Origin of the sequence: Sphingopyxis sp. (genome assembly GCF_965227415.1) — a bacterium.
Taxonomy (GTDB): Bacteria; Pseudomonadota; Alphaproteobacteria; order Sphingomonadales; family Sphingomonadaceae; genus Sphingopyxis.
Genome location: NZ_OZ245749.1, coordinates 384,355 through 399,083 on the forward strand (window position 1 = coordinate 384,355; position 14,729 = coordinate 399,083).

18 protein-coding genes are annotated in these 14,729 nt (G+C 63.2%); 11 read left to right on the forward strand and 7 right to left on the reverse strand.

What is annotated here, in order from left to right; all coding sequences use genetic code 11:
• Position 1 precedes the first annotated feature (1 nt).
• Both cpaB and ACO055_RS01860 read right to left on the reverse strand, forming a co-directional pair.
• On the reverse strand, positions 2–1,036 hold the full coding sequence (gene cpaB / locus ACO055_RS01855) for a Flp pilus assembly protein CpaB (protein WP_422060912.1): 1,035 nt from the start codon (positions 1,034–1,036) through the stop codon (positions 2–4).
• A gap of 54 nt (positions 1,037–1,090) precedes the next feature.
• Entirely contained in the window at positions 1,091–1,522 is a 432-nt protein-coding gene (locus ACO055_RS01860; protein WP_422060913.1) for an A24 family peptidase, read from the reverse strand.
• 145 nt (positions 1,523–1,667) lie between these two features.
• On the opposite strand from ACO055_RS01860, the gene ACO055_RS01865 reads away from it, so the two are divergent.
• The gene (locus ACO055_RS01865) at positions 1,668–2,798 is read left to right on the forward strand and encodes an NAD(P)/FAD-dependent oxidoreductase (protein ID WP_422060914.1); all 1,131 of its coding nucleotides are present in this window, start codon (positions 1,668–1,670) and stop codon (positions 2,796–2,798) included.
• Positions 2,799–2,888: 90 nt separating this feature from the next.
• Entirely contained in the window at positions 2,889–3,065 is a 177-nt protein-coding gene (locus tag ACO055_RS01870; protein ID WP_422060915.1) for a YegP family protein, read from the forward strand.
• Positions 3,066–3,084: 19 nt separating this feature from the next.
• Here ACO055_RS01870 and rnhA read toward each other — a convergent pair whose 3' ends face one another.
• From rnhA to ispH, 3 genes are read right to left on the reverse strand one after another with little or no spacing between them, the layout of a single operon-like run.
• A complete protein-coding gene (rnhA, locus tag ACO055_RS01875) occupies positions 3,085–3,537 on the reverse strand; it encodes a ribonuclease HI (RefSeq protein WP_422060916.1) in 453 nt (150 codons plus the stop codon).
• Entirely contained in the window at positions 3,534–4,496 is a 963-nt protein-coding gene (gene thrB, locus ACO055_RS01880; RefSeq protein WP_422060917.1) for a homoserine kinase, read from the reverse strand. Before thrB ends, rnhA begins: the two co-directional genes overlap by 4 nt.
• On the reverse strand, positions 4,496–5,476 hold the full coding sequence (ispH, locus tag ACO055_RS01885; RefSeq protein WP_422060918.1) for a 4-hydroxy-3-methylbut-2-enyl diphosphate reductase: 981 nt from the start codon (positions 5,474–5,476) through the stop codon (positions 4,496–4,498). Before ispH ends, thrB begins: the two co-directional genes overlap by 1 nt.
• A gap of 184 nt (positions 5,477–5,660) precedes the next feature.
• On the opposite strand from ispH, the gene ACO055_RS01890 reads away from it, so the two are divergent.
• The 9 genes from ACO055_RS01890 (at position 5,661) to tatC (ending at position 12,876) form a co-directional block, all read left to right on the forward strand.
• A complete protein-coding gene (locus tag ACO055_RS01890; protein ID WP_422060919.1) occupies positions 5,661–6,302 on the forward strand; it encodes a hypothetical protein in 642 nt (213 codons plus the stop codon).
• 130 nt (positions 6,303–6,432) lie between these two features.
• Positions 6,433–8,160, forward strand: a complete 1,728-nt coding sequence (gene argS / locus ACO055_RS01895; protein WP_422060920.1) for an arginine--tRNA ligase — start codon at positions 6,433–6,435, stop codon at positions 8,158–8,160.
• A complete protein-coding gene (locus ACO055_RS01900) occupies positions 8,160–8,936 on the forward strand; it encodes an SPOR domain-containing protein (RefSeq protein ID WP_422060921.1) in 777 nt (258 codons plus the stop codon). Before argS ends, ACO055_RS01900 begins: the two co-directional genes overlap by 1 nt.
• Before the next feature lie 95 nt (positions 8,937–9,031).
• Positions 9,032–10,039, forward strand: coding sequence for a beta-N-acetylhexosaminidase (nagZ, locus tag ACO055_RS01905; RefSeq protein WP_422060922.1), 1,008 nt, complete (start codon positions 9,032–9,034; stop codon positions 10,037–10,039).
• A 7-nt stretch (positions 10,040–10,046) separates the two neighbouring features.
• Positions 10,047–10,817 (forward strand): segregation and condensation protein A, encoded by a 771-nt coding sequence (locus tag ACO055_RS01910; RefSeq protein ID WP_422060923.1) that lies wholly within the window; start codon positions 10,047–10,049, stop codon positions 10,815–10,817.
• Positions 10,814–11,407 (forward strand): SMC-Scp complex subunit ScpB, encoded by a 594-nt coding sequence (gene scpB, locus ACO055_RS01915; protein WP_422060924.1) that lies wholly within the window; start codon positions 10,814–10,816, stop codon positions 11,405–11,407. Before ACO055_RS01910 ends, scpB begins: the two co-directional genes overlap by 4 nt.
• A 25-nt stretch (positions 11,408–11,432) precedes the next feature.
• Positions 11,433–11,657 carry a twin-arginine translocase TatA/TatE family subunit gene (locus ACO055_RS01920; protein WP_422060925.1) on the forward strand — a complete coding sequence of 75 codons (225 nt, stop codon included), beginning with the start codon at positions 11,433–11,435 and terminating at the stop codon, positions 11,655–11,657.
• Positions 11,658–11,692: 35 nt separating this feature from the next.
• Positions 11,693–12,073: a Sec-independent protein translocase protein TatB gene (tatB, locus tag ACO055_RS01925; RefSeq protein WP_422060926.1), complete on the forward strand. Its 381-nt coding sequence runs from the start codon at positions 11,693–11,695 to the stop codon at positions 12,071–12,073.
• A complete protein-coding gene (tatC, locus tag ACO055_RS01930) occupies positions 12,070–12,876 on the forward strand; it encodes a twin-arginine translocase subunit TatC (RefSeq protein WP_422060927.1) in 807 nt (268 codons plus the stop codon). Before tatB ends, tatC begins: the two co-directional genes overlap by 4 nt.
• A 19-nt stretch (positions 12,877–12,895) precedes the next feature.
• Here tatC and ACO055_RS01935 read toward each other — a convergent pair whose 3' ends face one another.
• Together ACO055_RS01935 and mgtE are read right to left on the reverse strand one after the other, a co-directional pair.
• Positions 12,896–12,991 carry an entericidin A/B family lipoprotein gene (locus ACO055_RS01935; protein ID WP_407696738.1) on the reverse strand — a complete coding sequence of 32 codons (96 nt, stop codon included), beginning with the start codon at positions 12,989–12,991 and terminating at the stop codon, positions 12,896–12,898.
• A gap of 251 nt (positions 12,992–13,242) precedes the next feature.
• Entirely contained in the window at positions 13,243–14,703 is a 1,461-nt protein-coding gene (gene mgtE, locus ACO055_RS01940; RefSeq protein WP_422060928.1) for a magnesium transporter, read from the reverse strand.
• Positions 14,704–14,729: the final 26 nt, after the last annotated feature.

Here is a 14,729-nt window from a genome sequence, read left to right on the forward strand (position 1 = left end):
CTTACTTACCCCCAACCGAGACTTCGGTCGTCTTGTCGCCACGCGTGACGCGGACCACTGGACCTCGCGGTGCTGCAGGAGCACCCATGGAGACGGGAGCCCCGCCACCGTAATTCTGCTGCTGCGGCGCGCGAGCGGTCGAAACACGGCCGCTGACCGGGATCCAGAAGCGCGAGACGTCGCCGCCCGTGGTGGCGGTCTTCGACGTCGTCGGCCGTCCGGCCGCTTCGGCCAGCATGCGGCGTTCGGCCGCAGTGCCGCCCTTCGTGGGAACATTGACGTCACCCGATGCGATGGCCGCTTCAAGTTCGCCGCTGTTTTCGGCGAGCGGGCGCAGCGAGAGTGAAAGCTTGCCCATGCTCTGTGCGACCGCGATGCGTTCGGCGATTTCAGGCGTGGCTTCGAGCGTCACCGAGCCGAAAGTGCGGACCGGCGTCTTGCCGGTTTCGTCTTCGGCGTCATAGCGCTGGTCGGTCGCAAGGACGCGGACGTTGCGCACAATGGTTTCGGCCGTGAACAGCTGCTTGTCGGGATAGCTGCTCTTTTCATTGTCGATTTCGATCGTCTGGGCGAGCACGACATCGACGCGGTCACCCGGGAACACAAAGCCAGCGACGCCCTGTTCCTGCGAAACCTTCACCGTCACGGCGCGCATGCCGGGGCCGAGCGCCGCAGCAAGGAAGCCGCGATCGTCGGGATGGACGAGCGCGCCTTGCGTCAGCGGCTGACCGGCGGTGATCGGATAGCGTACGACCGTGCCGACCAGAGTCTGGACGTCGGTCTTTTCTTTCATGAAATACGCCTTCTCGACCAGTTCTTTTGGCCAGGGCTGGAAACGGAAGCTGTCCGGCCCGATGATCGTTCCGGACGGCAATTGCCGGGTCGCAACAAGGATCATGGGTCCGTTGATGTCCGGTGCAGCTGCAGCGCGCGCTTGCGGCGCCGATGCGCCGCGCATCATTTGGTTGACCCCGAATGCCGCGCCGATGGCAATCACCAGCGCGCCGACGATCAGCATAATCTTTCGCGTATCCATGACGATCTTTCGCCTCCTAACACCAACCAGACGCGGCGGTGTTTGCCCTCAACTTCAACCGATAGACTGAAAGTGGTTAAGATATTGTTGGTGAAGCGCCCAAAGGCCTGCGGCAGCGATGGCGACCCCATAGGGAACCTCTATCACCTTGTCCGAAGGGCGAATTTTGGAATGAATGAGCATGATTGCGGACAAGATTCCGCCGCCAATGGCCATCACGGTCAGTGTCTCGAGAAACAAATTCAACGGAATCCACAGCATCACGCCGCCAATCATCTTCACATCGCCGCCGCCCATCGCGCCGATCGCAAACAACCCGGCAAAGACGACGAAGACCGCGAAGGCAGCGCCAAGCTGCCACGCCATGTCGGGCCAAAAGGCCATTCCGCTGGCGATCCAGAAGGGGATGGCGGCAAGCGCGATCGTTGCATTGAGCCCGTTGGAGATCGACCGCGAGCGCAGATCGCTGATCGCGGCAATGATCATCAGGACTGCGAGCAGCGCCATCAGGCCAAGCGTGATCGGAGCGTTTTCCATCGCTCTTCCCCTACGCATCATGGCTTACCAAAAAGTAACCATGATCACGGGCTTCGCGGCTTGCATTCCCCGAACCAGCCGATATGCGCCGCCTATGACCGACGCGATGCCTTCCTCGACCGATGTGCTGATTGTCGGTGCCGGCATCGCCGGGACCAGCCTGGCTGCAACGCTGGCCCCCCATCGCTCCGTGCTGATGATCGAAGCCGAGGACATGCCGGGCTATCATTCCACGGGGCGTTCAGCCGCTTTCTGGCATGAAACCTATGGCGGACCGGCGGTGCAGCCGCTTTCGACCGCGTCGTTCGGCATGCTGCTCGATCCGCCCGCCGATTTTTCAGAGCGTAGTTTCCTGTCGCCGCGCGCCGCGCTCAACCTTGGTCGGCGTGACGAGGCTGCCGCCGTCGACGCTTTCACCGCCGAATTTGCAGCGAAGGGTCTTGGCATTCAGCGCGTTTCGGGGGCAGAGGTCGAGCGGATTGTTCCGCGCATTCGGCCCGAATGGAGCGAAGCCGCTTATGAGGGGGCCTGTAGCGATATCGACGTTGGCGCCTTGCACGCGGCCTATCTACGCGCCGCCAGGCGTGCCGGGGCGCAGCTTGCGACCCGTGCGGCCCTCGTTGGTGCCCACAGGACCGCGCAGGGGTGGAAGGTGGAGATCGGTGTCGACACGGTCCATGCGAATGTCATCGTCAATGCCGCGGGCGCCTGGGCTGATACGGTGGCCACACGGTGCGGTGCTGTGCCGCTCGGAATTCAGCCCTATCGGCGCACCGTCGTTCAGCTTCGGCTGGGCTTTCCGGTGCCCGCGTCGCTGCCGCTGGTGATCCACGTCGGCGGAACCTTTTATTTCAAAGGCGAGAGCGAGGGGCGTATCTGGCTGAGCCCGCACGACGAAACACCGTCCGATCCGTGCGACGCTGCGCCCGAGGAACTTGATGTCGCGATGGCGATCGACCGGCTGCAACAGGTGGTCGACTGGCCGATCGCCGCGGTCGAGCGGAAATGGGCCGGCCTGCGCAGCTTTGCACCCGATCGAATCCCGGTTTTCGGCGCCGATCCGCATGTGCCGGGCTTTTTCTGGTGCGCGGGACAGGGCGGTTTCGGAATACAGACGTCGCCCGCGATTGGCGCGCTACTCGCCGCGCAACTCGGCGCCCCTGCGCCCGAGGGCTCGATCGGTGCGGTCGACGCCGCGCCGTTCGCTCCCGCGCGCTTCGCTTGAATTTCAACATAGCGGCTTGCGCGTCGAAACGGCCAGATTACCATAGGCTTGGTCACGCCGGCCTGGCGTGATCGACCTGTGGAGGACGGCATGGCCCATTATTTCGAGATCAAGAAGAACAAGGCTGGCGAGTTTGTCGCCTATTTCAAATATAATAGCGAAGCGATCTTTTGGACCGAAGGCTACAGCAGCAAAGCCTCTGCCAAGAATGCCATCGCATCGATCTTGAAGAACGGACCTGGCGCGGAAGTGCGCGAGGCCGAATAAACTTCGAGAGCGCGGGCGTTCAGCGCGCCCGCGCCACTTCCAGTGCCGCGTCGCTGGCCAGTTTGTCCGCCAGTTCGTTGTCGCCGTGTCCCGCGTGACCCTTGACCCACAGCCATTCGATTGTGTGGGGTTTCGCCTCGACGACCAGCCGCTGCCACAGATCTGCGTTCGCGACGGGCTTCTTTGCAGCTGTCTTCCAGCCGTTCCGCTGCCAACCATGGACCCATTTGGTGATGCCGTCGCGGACATAGACGCTATCGGTCGACAGTTCGACATTGCAGGGCCGCTTCAGCGTCGCGAGCGCTTCGATCGCCGCCATCAGTTCCATGCGGTTGTTCGTCGTATCGGGTTCGCCGCCCGAGACCGTCTTCACGACATCGCCCCAGCGAAGAACCGCACCCCAGCCGCCGGGGCCGGGGTTGCCTTTGCAGGCGCCATCGGTGGCCACGATCACCGTTCTGCCTTCACTCATGCGGCGACGAACAGGCTGGCGGCGTCGTCCGCCTGGTAACGGCGCAGGCGGTTCAGAAAGGGCGCAGGGTCCTTGCGCGTGACGAGCGCGTCTGCGGGTGTATGCACCCAGTCGTGCGCACGCGTCAGCAGAAAGCGCAGCGCGGCGCCGCGCGCGAGCAGCGGGAGCGCAGAAACCTCGGCGTCGGTAAGGGTGATCTCGTGCGCATAGCCCCGCATCAGCGCTTTCGCGCGTGCGGCATCGCAGCGGTTGCCGTCAGCCGAGAAGGCCCACGATGCATGCGTAACGGCAACATCATAAGCGCGAAAATCTGTCGCGGCAAAATAGAAGTCGATGAGCCCCGTCACCTCATCGCCGAGCATCAACACATTGTCGGGAAACAGATCGGCATGAATGACATGGGCGGGAAGGGTCGTCGGCCAGCGCGCGTCGAGAAAAGCGAGTTCGGCGTCGACGATCGCCTGCAAGCCCGGAATAACAACGTCGAGGTCGCCGGTTGCTTGTGCGACTTCGCGCCAGTGGCGATGGCCCATGCTGTTCTCGCGCTCGCCTGCGAAATCGGCGACGGCTCTGTGCATGGCGCCAAGCGCGGCGCCGGCCGCTTCGCATTGGCTCCCGGTCGGCTTGGTGAGCGAAATGCCCGGCAGAAACTGGATAATGCACGCCGCACGGCCCGAAATCTGCTGAATTGCAGCGCCTTTGCGGTCGCGGATCATCGCTGGTACCGGGCAGCCCCGGCCTGCCAGATGGTCGAGCAGGTCGACGAAGAAGGGCAAGTCGCTTTCGCGGACCCGCTTTTCATAGAGCGTCAGAATAAAGCGCCCGCCAGTCGTCTCGAGCAGGAAGTTGCTGTTTTCAACGCCCTCGGCAATCCCCTTGCACGAGAGGACGGTCCCGATGTCGTAACGGGCGACGAGCGCCGCGAGGTCGTCGGGATCGACGTGGGTATAAACTGCCATCAGGCGGCTTCGAGCCCGCGCGGCAGCTTGAACACCATATTTTCCTCGGCTGTAACGACGACCTCTTCGACGATCCTTCGATGGACAGCGACGGCGTCGATGACTTCGCGTACCAGCGTCTCGGGCGCGCTCGCGCCTGCGGTGATGCCAAGCGTCACGATCCCCTGCAGCCAAGCGGGGTCCACGTCGGTGCCGCGCTGGACGAGGTGGGCAGGGGTGCCGAGCCGCTCGGCCACTTCGACGAGGCGCAGGCTGTTGGAGCTGTTGGGCGCGCCGATCACGATCATCCGGTCGCATTGGCCGGCGATGGCTTTCACGGCTTCCTGTCGATTCGACGTCGCATAGCAGATGTCCTCGCCGCGCGGCCCGCTGATCGCCGGAAAGCGGTGCTCCAGCGCTGCAATGATATCGCGCGTGTCGTCGACCGACAGCGTCGTTTGCGTGAGGTAAGACAGCATCTGCGGGTCGGGCGGCGACAGTCCGGCGACGTCGTCGACCGATTCGACCAGCGTCATCGCGCCTTCGGGAAGTTGCCCGAGCGTGCCGATGACCTCCGGATGTCCTGCATGTCCGACGAAGACGATATGCCGTCCCGCTTCGTGCGCGCGCTCGGCCTGGCGATGCACTTTTGACACCAGCGGACAGGTTGCGTCGATATAGTCCAGCCCGCGCGCTTCGGCTTTGGCCGGAACTGCCTTTGGCACGCCATGCGCGCTGAAAACCACCGGAACGCCGTCGGGAACCTGATCGAGCGATTCGACGAAAATCGCCCCCTTGGCCTTCAGCGTTTCAACAACATAGCGGTTGTGGACGATTTCGTGACGCACATAGACGGGCGCGCCGAAGCGTTCGAGCGCCAGTTCGACTATGCGGATCGCGCGATCGACGCCGGCGCAGAAACCGCGCGGTGCGGCCACCAAAACCTTGAGTTCGGCGGTTTCGCTGCCCTCGGGGCGCGCCATCGGGTGGGGAGCATTCATGATGCGCGCGCTCTAGCGCAGCAAGGCGTATCGGGTAAAGGCGCTTCGTCCTGTTGCGCCCCGTTCATCGCACCGATAAGAAGCGGCGCGCATGGGAGCTTTGGAACCTTCGTTTCGTCGTTTCTGCGCCAGGTTTTTGGAAAGTTCTGCTCCTATGATGTCTTTTTCGCCTTCGTCCCGCAAAATGATCGCCGTGCTGTGCGGAACCGCAGCGATGGCGACGATCGCCGGTTGCGCGAAGGATAATGATATCGACGTTTCGTCGGGGGTGGGTATCACCGCAACGCGCAACGTCTGCCCCGCGGTCGCCGTGCCGATGCATACGGGCGACATCACGCTTTTCGATCCGGCGACCAGCCGCGACGCAAGCGCGATCGATGTCGTCGCGACGATCACCAATGTCGTCCCGACGTGCAATGACACTGGAGAAAAAGTCTATCAGCTCGCCGACTTCGATGTCATGGCCACGCGCCGCGACGCCGGCGCAGCGCGCACCGTGACGTTGCCCTATTTCTCGACGGTTGTGCAGGGCGGTACCGCGGTTGTGGCCAAGCGGGTCGGCCAGGTGACGATCAGCTTCGCCGAGGGCCAGGTGCGCGGGTCCGGCCACGGCCAGGCTTCGGCCTATGTCGATCGCGCTGCGGCGACGCTTCCCGCCGACATTCAGGAACGCATCACGCGGAAGCGCAAGGCAGGCGAGGAAGACGCCGCGGTCGACCCGTTGAGCATCCCCGAAGTCCGCGCCGCCGTGCAGCGTTCGAGCTTTGAACTGCTTGTGGGGTTCCAGCTGTCGCAGGAACAGCTCGAATATAACGTCCGACGATAATCACTGGGCGGCCGCTTGTGCCGTTCGCTTCTCTCGTCCCTGCGACGCTTTTCCGGCGGCGCAGGGCTTTTCGCGTTGCCTCGACTAGGCTAAGCGCGCCCACGACATTTGACCCAAGTTAGGATCCGCCGTGACCCTGTTCCGCCGCTTTTCCGACCATATCGACGCTGCGCTCGATGCCCTCGCGTCGCGGGGCGCGCTTCCTTCAGGGCTTGATCGCAGCGCGATCAGCGTCGAGCCGCCGCGCGACCCCTCGCACGGCGACGTCGCGACCAATGCCGCGATGGTCCTTGCCAAGGCCGCGGGCACCAATCCACGCGCTCTCGCCGAGCTGCTGGTCACCGAACTCGGCGCGCTCGACGAAGTCACCGAGGCGAGCATCGCCGGCCCGGGCTTCATCAACTTGCGGCTTGTCGACGGCAGCTGGCGCGACGAACTCGCGCTGATCCACGCCGAGACGGGTGACTATGGCCGATCGAATATGGGTGAAGGGCGCTGTGTAAACGTGGAATATGTTTCCGCGAACCCAACCGGTCCGATGCATGTCGGCCACTGCCGCGGCGCGGTCGTGGGCGATGCGCTCGCGACATTGCTCGAATACACCGGCTACAAGGTCGTTCGCGAATATTATGTCAACGACGCGGGCGCGCAGGTCGATGTTCTCTCGCGGTCGGTGCATTTGCGGTACCGCGAGGCGCTCGGCGAGGATATCGGTTCCATTCCCGAGGGCCTGTATCCCGGCGACTATCTGATGCCGGTGGCCGGCAAGTTGGCGGCCGAATATGGCGACCGCTTTGTCGGCGCGCCCGAAAGCGCCTGGCTCGGCCTGTTCCGGGCCGAGGCGGTCAGCGCGATGATGGACATGATCCGTGCCGATCTGGCCAAGCTTGGCATCCACCACGATCTATTCTCGTCGGAGGCGGAGCTTCAGGCCGAAGGCAAGCCCGCCGACGCCGAAAAATGGCTGCGTGATCACGATCTTGTCTATGACGGCCAGCTCGAGGCGCCCAAGGGCGAAACGCACGAGGATTGGGAGCCGGTCGAGTTGCCGCTGTTCCGTTCCACGCGCTTCGGTGACGATCAGGACCGGCCGATAAAGAAATCGGACGGTAGCTGGACCTATTTCGGCGCCGATCTCGCCTATCATTTCCAGAAGGCGCAAACTTCCGACGAACTGATCGACATCTGGGGCGCCGACCATGCGGGCACGGTCAAGCGGATCAAGGCCGCGGTAGCGGCGCTGACCGGCGGCAAGACGCGCTTCGACATCAAGCTTGTCCAGATGGTGCGGCTGCTCAAGAATGGCGAGCCGTTCAAAATGTCGAAGCGCGCGGGAAATTTCATCACGCTCGCCGACATTGTCGACGAAGTCGGCAAGGACGCGGTGCGCTTCACCATGCTGACGCGAAAAGCCGACGCGCAGATGGACTTCGATTTCGCCAAGGTGATCGAGGCGTCGCGCGACAATCCGGTTTTCTATGTTCAATATGCGCACGCCCGGATTGCGTCGCTGAAACGCAAGCTCGCGGAAGCGGGTGTCGCCTCTGCAACACCGGACCCGGCGCGGCTCGACGACTATGAGCTCGGTCTCGTCAAACTGCTCGCGCAATTCCCGCGGATCGTCGAATCCTCGGCCTCGGCGCGCGAACCGCACCGTATCGCCTTTTTCCTGGGAGACGTCGCGGCGGCCTTCCACGCTTGGTGGAACGTCGGCAATGACCGGCCCGACGCGCGTGTCATTTTGCCGAATGATCCCGAACTGACCGCGACGCGCCTTTATTTGGCCGATGGAATCGGGCAGGTTATCCGCAACGGGCTGCACCTGATGGGGGTCGAGGCGCTCGAGGAGATGAATTGATGCCGGAGGACAAAGAGGCCGGGCTGGGGTTCGAAGGCGAAGAACGCCTGCCATGGCTGGAAGCCGCCGACGATTATGAGGATGACGGCGAGGTTTCGCCCGCGCGCCTTTTGACGATGGTCCTTGGCGGATTGCTCTTGATCGGCGCGGTTCTTGGCGGCCTGTGGTGGATGCAGAATGGCGGCGCGCGCGGGCAGGGCGAGCTGATCGCGGCCGACAAGGGTGACTATAAGGTTGCGCCCACGACCGACGGCGCGAAGACGTTCGAGGGCGAGGGGGACGCAAGTTTCGCCGCTACCGAAGGCGCTGAACCGACTGGCAAGGTCGACGCAAGCCGGATGCCCGAAGAACCGGCCGTGACGCCGGCCGAGCGCGAAGCCGCCGCCAAGGCGGTCGTTGCGAAGGCGAAAGCCGCGAAGGAAGCAGCTGCGAAAGCCGAAGCTGCGCGTATCGCTGCTGCCGATCAGGGCAAGCCAAAGCCAGCCGCCATGTCGGTAAAGACGACCGATGGTGCAGCGAAGGAAACGATAGTGGCCGGTGGATCGGCAACGATCCAGCTTGGCGCCTTCAGCAGCGAAGCCGCTGCGACCAAGGCCTGGACCAACCTGTCCAAGCGCTTCCCTTATCTTGCCGATCTCGGCAAGTCGGTGTCACCAACCGAGGCAGGCGGAAAGACCGTTTATCGTCTGCGCGCATCGGCGGGATCGGCGGCCAATGCGGGGTCGCTTTGCGGAAAATTGCGCGTCGCGGGTGAAAATTGCGTCGTCGTCCGCTGATTCGGCCCGTTTGGCCGCACCGGACATTGGTTCGCTTACTCTACCGTGCAATGTTGGGGTATGAGGGGGCGCCGGCCGATGGAGGTTGACGCAAAATGATTCCCGCGATTTTTGGTCTTTCGGGCCTGACCCTGACCGACGACGAGCGCGCTTTCTTTCGCGATTGCGCGCCCGCAGGCTATATCCTGTTCGGCCGAAATATAGAGAATCGGGAGCAGCTACGGCGGCTCACCGATGCACTGCGCGCGCTCGACGGTCGTGCAGACCTGCCGATCCTGATCGATCAGGAAGGCGGGCGCGTTGCGCGAATGAAGTCGCCCGTATGGCCCGATTTCCCTAGCGGCGCGGCGTTCGACGCGCTGTACGAGCGGGCGCCCGCGAGCGCGATCGAAGCGGCAAGGCTCAATGCGATGGCGCTTGCGTCGATGCTCGCCGAGGTCGGGATTACCGTCGACTGCCTGCCACTACTCGACGTGCGCCAGCCCGGCGCAAGCGATGTGATCGGCGACCGTGCGCTTGGCAGCGAGCCGATGCGCGTCGCCGCGCTCGGCCGCGCCATCCTCAGCGGCCTGCAAGATGGTGGCGTCGTCGGGATCGTGAAGCATATCCCCGGGCACGGCCGCGCCTTGTTCGATTCGCACGAGACATTGTCGAGAGTGACCGCGTCGGATCATGATCTGCTGACCGACCTGGCGCCTTTTGCCGCGCTGCGCGACGCGGCGATGGCGATGACCTGCCATGTCGTTTTCGAGGCGTGGGATGCCGAACGTCCCGCGACGCTGTCACCGACCATCATCGACACGATCATTCGCCAGCGCGTCGGGTTCCACGGCCTGTTGATGACCGACGACCTTGATATGAAGGCGCTGTCGGGCGACGTGCCCTCGCGCGCTGCCGACGCGATTGCGGCGGGCTGCGACATCGCGCTCAACTGCTGGGCGAAGATGGACGACATGATCGGCATCGCCAACGCGCTCGATCCCATCAGCACCGTATCGCGCGCGCGGCTTGAAGGCGCGATGGACCGCATTGCCGGGGCAACCGATCCCCGAGAGTTTGACGTGCTCGTCGATCAGCGCGACGCGCTGCTGGCCATAGCCTGAGGCCAGGATGAACGAACTGCCGCTAGAGTTTGAAATGGCGCCGGCGGTGGCTGAACGAGAGGATGCGCTGCAGCTCAGCCTTGATAGCTGGGAAGGGCCGCTCGACCTGCTGTTGACGCTCGCGCGCAGCCAAAAGGTCGACCTCCGGCAGATTTCGATCCTCGCGCTGGTCGAGCAATATCTCGCCTACATCAACGAAATGCGAGCGAAGCTGGAGGTTGCGGCCGACTATCTGGTGATGGCGGCATGGCTCGCCTATCTCAAATCGGCGCTTCTGCTGCCCAAGGATCCGACCGAGGATCCCTCGCCCGACGAATTGGCGCTGCGCCTGCAACTTCGCCTTCAACGACTTGCGGCGATGCGCGAGGCGGCGGCGCGGTTGCTGGCACGCGACCGCGTTGGCCGCGATGTCTTCCTGCGCGCGAAGCCCGAGGGGCTGCGCGACGTCAAGCTGCGCCGCTGGGACGCCAGTCTCTTTGACCTGCTGTCGGCTTATGGCCAGGTAAAGCTGCGTACCGAACCCGTCGTGCATATGGTCGCGCGGCGTCCGATCATCACGCTCGATGCGGCGCTCCACCATCTTGAACGAATGATTGGCATCAAGCTCGAATGGGCCGAGCTCGCGGATTTTCTGCCACCTGACTATGACGGTCCGCTGCGTCGTTCGGCGATCGCGTCAGGCTTTGTCGCGGCGCTCGAGCTCGCGCGGCAGGGGCGCGTCGATTTGAAGCAGGATGGCGCGTTCGAACCTCTTTATTTGAAAGCCGCACAAGGATGATCGACGATCTGGAACGCGCGATAGAGGCGATGCTGTTTGCAAGCGACGAACCGCTTGATGCGCGGCAGGTCGCGGCGCGTCTCGCCGACGAAATGACGCCGGGCGACGTGCGCGCTATCATCATGCGGATCGCCCAGCGCCACGACGGCAGCGGTATAGAGATCGTCGAGCGCGGCGGACACTGGCATTTCCAGACGCCAGCCGATCTGGCGCACCTGCTGCGCCGCGAACGCGACGACCCGCGCAAACTGTCGCGCGCTGCGGCGGAAGTCCTTGCGATCGTCGCCTATCATGAGCCGGTCAGCCGCGCCGAGATCGAGGCCATCCGCGGCGTCCAGACGTCGAAGGGGACGCTCGACGTCCTGATGGAGGCCGAATGGATCGCGCCTGCGGGACGGCGCGAAGTTCCCGGACGGCCGCTGATCTACAAGACCACCGATGCCTTCTTGCAACATTTCGGCCTGACCAGCCGGAAGGATCTGCCGGGAATCGAGGATTTGCGCGCGGCGGGCCTGCTCGACCCGGTCGATCTTGCTTTCGAGGACGCGATGGGCGAGCTGGACCTAGTAAAAGACGGCGAAGAGGCTTAGATGACGGCTTCAAGGAGAATTTGAGATGGGTAGCTTCAGCATCTGGCACTGGCTCGTGGTCGGCATCCTCGTCCTCTTGCTTTTCGGCAAGGGCCGCTTTTCCGATATGATGGGCGATGTTGCCAAGGGCATCAAAAGCTTCAAGAAGGGCATGGCCGAAGACGATGCGGCGTCCGCGCCAAAGCATATCGAAGGGCAGCGCGCGCCCGATGCCACTCCCACGCCGACCGCGGAAACCGAAATCCGCTGATCGCGCAGCATCGCCTGCGGGGGAAGTCCTAGTTCATGTTCGACGTCGCGCCGACCGAGTTGCTGCTCGTCATCGTGGTGGCCCTGGTCGTCATCGGCCCCAAGGACCTCCCGAAGGCGATGCGTTTTGTCGGCAAATGGGTCGGCAAGGCGCGCGGCATGGCGCGCCATTTTCGGGCCGGTCTCGACACGATGATGCGCGAGGCCGAGCTCGAAGAACTGGAAAAGCAGTGGCGCGACCAGAATGATGCGATCATGCGCGAATTTCCGCGCATTGATGACATGAGCGCCGGGACGCCACCGATCGTTTCCGCGGCGCCGCAGGACGATACACCGTCCGAAAACCCCGACCATGCCGCAGCGGCTACCAAGCCCGAGACGCACGACGTGCCGCCGCGCGACGGTCCGCTACCATGACGACGGAAGCGCCAGCCCCGGCCGAGGATGAAGGCGCCGGCGGCAAGATGCCGCTGCTCGACCATTTGATCGAACTGCGCTCCCGGCTTCTGAAGTCGATGCTGGCCATAGGTTTGGCATTCGGCGTGTGCCTGTATTTCGCGCGCCCGATCTTCGGCCTCCTGGTGCATCCGCTCGTCGTCGCGGGGCAGGGCAAGCTTATCTACACCCAATTGTTCGAAGCGTTTTTCGTCGAGATCAAGGTCGCGCTGTTTGCGGCAACAATGATCGCTTTCCCCGTGATCGCGAACCAGTTGTGGAAGTTTGTCGCGCCCGGTCTCTATCGCAAGGAGAGGCGCGCGCTATTGCCATTCCTGTTCGCGACACCGGTGCTGTTCGCGATCGGCGCAAGTTTCGCCTATTTCATCACCATCCCGATCGCGTTGAAATTCCTGCTCGGTTATCAGGGAGAAGTGGGCGGAATAACCCAGGAGGCGCTGCCTTCGGTCGGCAATTATCTCAGCTTCGTGATGCAGTTCATCATGGCGTTCGGCATTGCCTTCCTGCTTCCGATCTTGCTGATGCTGATCGAGCGCGCGGGGCTGGTTACCCGTCAGCAGCTCATCGCGGCTCGGCGGTATATGATTGTTGCAGCGTTCGCGATCGCCGCCGTCTTCACGCCGCCCGATATCCTGAGCCAGTTGCTGCTCGCGATCCCGCTGGTGTTTTTGTACGAGATTTCGATCTTTGCGATCTGGTTCACGGGCCGCAAACGCAAAACAGGCGCCGAAGCGGCGCCTGTCGAGCCTCTCGAAGAGGCCTAAGGGTAAGCAAATTGCCCGATCAGTGAATGGCGTCGCTACCGGCCTGACCGACCGACTCGATGTCGCGGCCAGCACCCTTCACCGTATTGCAGCCAGCGACCAGAAAGCTTGCCATCACGGCGAGAAGGATTGCACGGTAACTCGTCATAATTCACCTCACTTGGATTGGGTGCAAAATGGCCCGGCACGCTTCGAGGGGGGGGAGGGAATGCGGGCCGGGCCAATGTTGCTGAGCAGCGCTGCGGGGGGGCGATGATCGCTGCTCGAAAAGGAAACGACCGATACGGTGGATAAGTTCCCGAAAAAAACGCCTTGTGTAAAAAATTTTTGCGATTCTTTTTAATCGCTTGAATTCCAGATGCTTGCTTAGCTCATTGTCGTCAGGCCGCTGAGCACGGCAAGACCCAGAAACGAGAAAAACCCCATAATATCGGTCAGCGTCGTGACGAACACCGCCGACGAGACTGCGGGGTCCACGTCAAACCGGTCGAGCGTCACCGGCACCAATATACCCGCGAGGCCCGCGACCAGATTGTTGATCAGCATCGCCGCGGCGATGACGCCGCCGAGCAGCGCATTGTCGAACAGCAATGCCGTTCCCGTTCCGATCAATACGCCCAGCGACAGACCGTTGACCGCTGCAATGCGGAATTCGCGAAGGATCATGCGAAAGGTATTCGACGCGGTCAGCTGATTGGTCGCAATCGCGCGCACCGTCACCGCCAGCGTCTGGGTTCCGGCATTTCCGCCCATTCCCGATACGATCGGCATCAACACTGCAAGGAGAGCGAATTTCGCGATCGCGCCCTGGAATATTCCCACAACCGACGCGGCCAGCATCGCTGTGCCGAGGTTGACGACCAGCCAGCTGAGCCGTGTCCGGATTGTCAGCACGATCGGCTCGTTGATGTCGCCATCGCCCGCGCCCGACAGGCGCAAGATATCTTCGCCGGCTTCTTCCTGGATGATGTGGACGACGTCATCGACCGTGATCATCCCGACGAGACGGCCCGCCTTGTCGACGACCGCGGCCGAGATCAGGGCGTATTTCTGGAAGCGCAGCGCCACCTCTTCCTGGTCCATGTCGACCGGGATCAGCGTCTGTTCGCGCTTCATGACATCGGCGATCGGGATTTCGCGCGGCGTCCGCAGGATCCAGCTGAGCTGGCAGGTGCCTATCGGTCGAACCAATGGATCGACGACGAAAATTTCCCAGAAATCGGTCGCAAGATCGACATCCTCGCGCAGCCGGTCGATGACGTCGCCGACGGTCACATGCTCGGGCACCGCGACATATTCGCGCTGCATCAGGCGTCCGGCGGATTCCTCGGGGAACGAGAGAGCGTCCTCGATCGCGGCCCGATCCTCGGGCTCCATCGCGTCGAGAACCGCCTGCTGATCGTCCTCCTCCATATCCTCGATGATCGCGACGGCGTCGTCGGTATCGAGTTCGGCGGCGAGTTCGGCCACTTGCTCCGGCGCAAGGAGGTCGATGAGCTCCTCGCGCACATAGTCGTTCATTTCGGCAAGCACGTCGGCCGACAACAGGTCGCCGAGCACCGCCGCCAGCATCGGGCGCTCGTCGGAGCGCGCGAGTTCGAACAGATCGGCGATGTCGGCGGGATGCAGGCGGCCGATGCGTTCGCGCGCTGCCTCGCCTTCGCCCGCCTCGGCAAGGTCGATCACATCGCGGACGAACGCGGGCTTCAGCCGGTCGTCTTCGTCGAGTTCGGTTTCAACCTCGCGCGGCGGTGGTTCGCGGCCCAGTTCGCGGTCGTCGGTGATGACACCATCTTCGCGGGGCAGGGGTTCTTCGCGTTTGTCCATCGCGGTCCTCCCTGGATCGTGCGGCG

Bases quoted from the DNA above. Each gene is read 5' to 3' on its own strand.
- tatC (WP_422060927.1), top strand. From the start codon at position 12,070: ATGACGACGGAAGCGCCAGCCCCGGCCGAGGATGAAGGCGCCGGCGGC.
- ACO055_RS01890 (WP_422060919.1), top strand. From the start codon at position 5,661: ATGATCGCCGTGCTGTGCGGAACCGCAGCGATGGCGACGATCGCCGGT.
- rnhA (WP_422060916.1), bottom strand. From the start codon at position 3,537: ATGAGTGAAGGCAGAACGGTGATCGTGGCCACCGATGGCGCCTGCAAA.
- thrB (WP_422060917.1), bottom strand. From the start codon at position 4,496: ATGGCAGTTTATACCCACGTCGATCCCGACGACCTCGCGGCGCTCGTC.
- ispH (WP_422060918.1), bottom strand. From the start codon at position 5,476: ATGAATGCTCCCCACCCGATGGCGCGCCCCGAGGGCAGCGAAACCGCC.
- cpaB (WP_422060912.1), bottom strand. From the start codon at position 1,036: ATGGATACGCGAAAGATTATGCTGATCGTCGGCGCGCTGGTGATTGCC.
- ACO055_RS01935 (WP_407696738.1), bottom strand. From the start codon at position 12,991: ATGGCAAGCTTTCTGGTCGCTGGCTGCAATACGGTGAAGGGTGCTGGC.
- ACO055_RS01865 (WP_422060914.1), top strand. From the start codon at position 1,668: ATGACCGACGCGATGCCTTCCTCGACCGATGTGCTGATTGTCGGTGCC.
- mgtE (WP_422060928.1), bottom strand. From the start codon at position 14,703: ATGGACAAACGCGAAGAACCCCTGCCCCGCGAAGATGGTGTCATCACC.
- ACO055_RS01860 (WP_422060913.1), bottom strand. From the start codon at position 1,522: ATGATCATTGCCGCGATCAGCGATCTGCGCTCGCGGTCGATCTCCAAC.
- scpB (WP_422060924.1), top strand. From the start codon at position 10,814: ATGATCGACGATCTGGAACGCGCGATAGAGGCGATGCTGTTTGCAAGC.
- tatB (WP_422060926.1), top strand. From the start codon at position 11,693: ATGTTCGACGTCGCGCCGACCGAGTTGCTGCTCGTCATCGTGGTGGCC.
- ACO055_RS01910 (WP_422060923.1), top strand. From the start codon at position 10,047: ATGAACGAACTGCCGCTAGAGTTTGAAATGGCGCCGGCGGTGGCTGAA.
- ACO055_RS01900 (WP_422060921.1), top strand. From the start codon at position 8,160: ATGCCGGAGGACAAAGAGGCCGGGCTGGGGTTCGAAGGCGAAGAACGC.
- nagZ (WP_422060922.1), top strand. From the start codon at position 9,032: ATGATTCCCGCGATTTTTGGTCTTTCGGGCCTGACCCTGACCGACGAC.
- ACO055_RS01870 (WP_422060915.1), top strand. From the start codon at position 2,889: ATGGCCCATTATTTCGAGATCAAGAAGAACAAGGCTGGCGAGTTTGTC.
- ACO055_RS01920 (WP_422060925.1), top strand. From the start codon at position 11,433: ATGGGTAGCTTCAGCATCTGGCACTGGCTCGTGGTCGGCATCCTCGTC.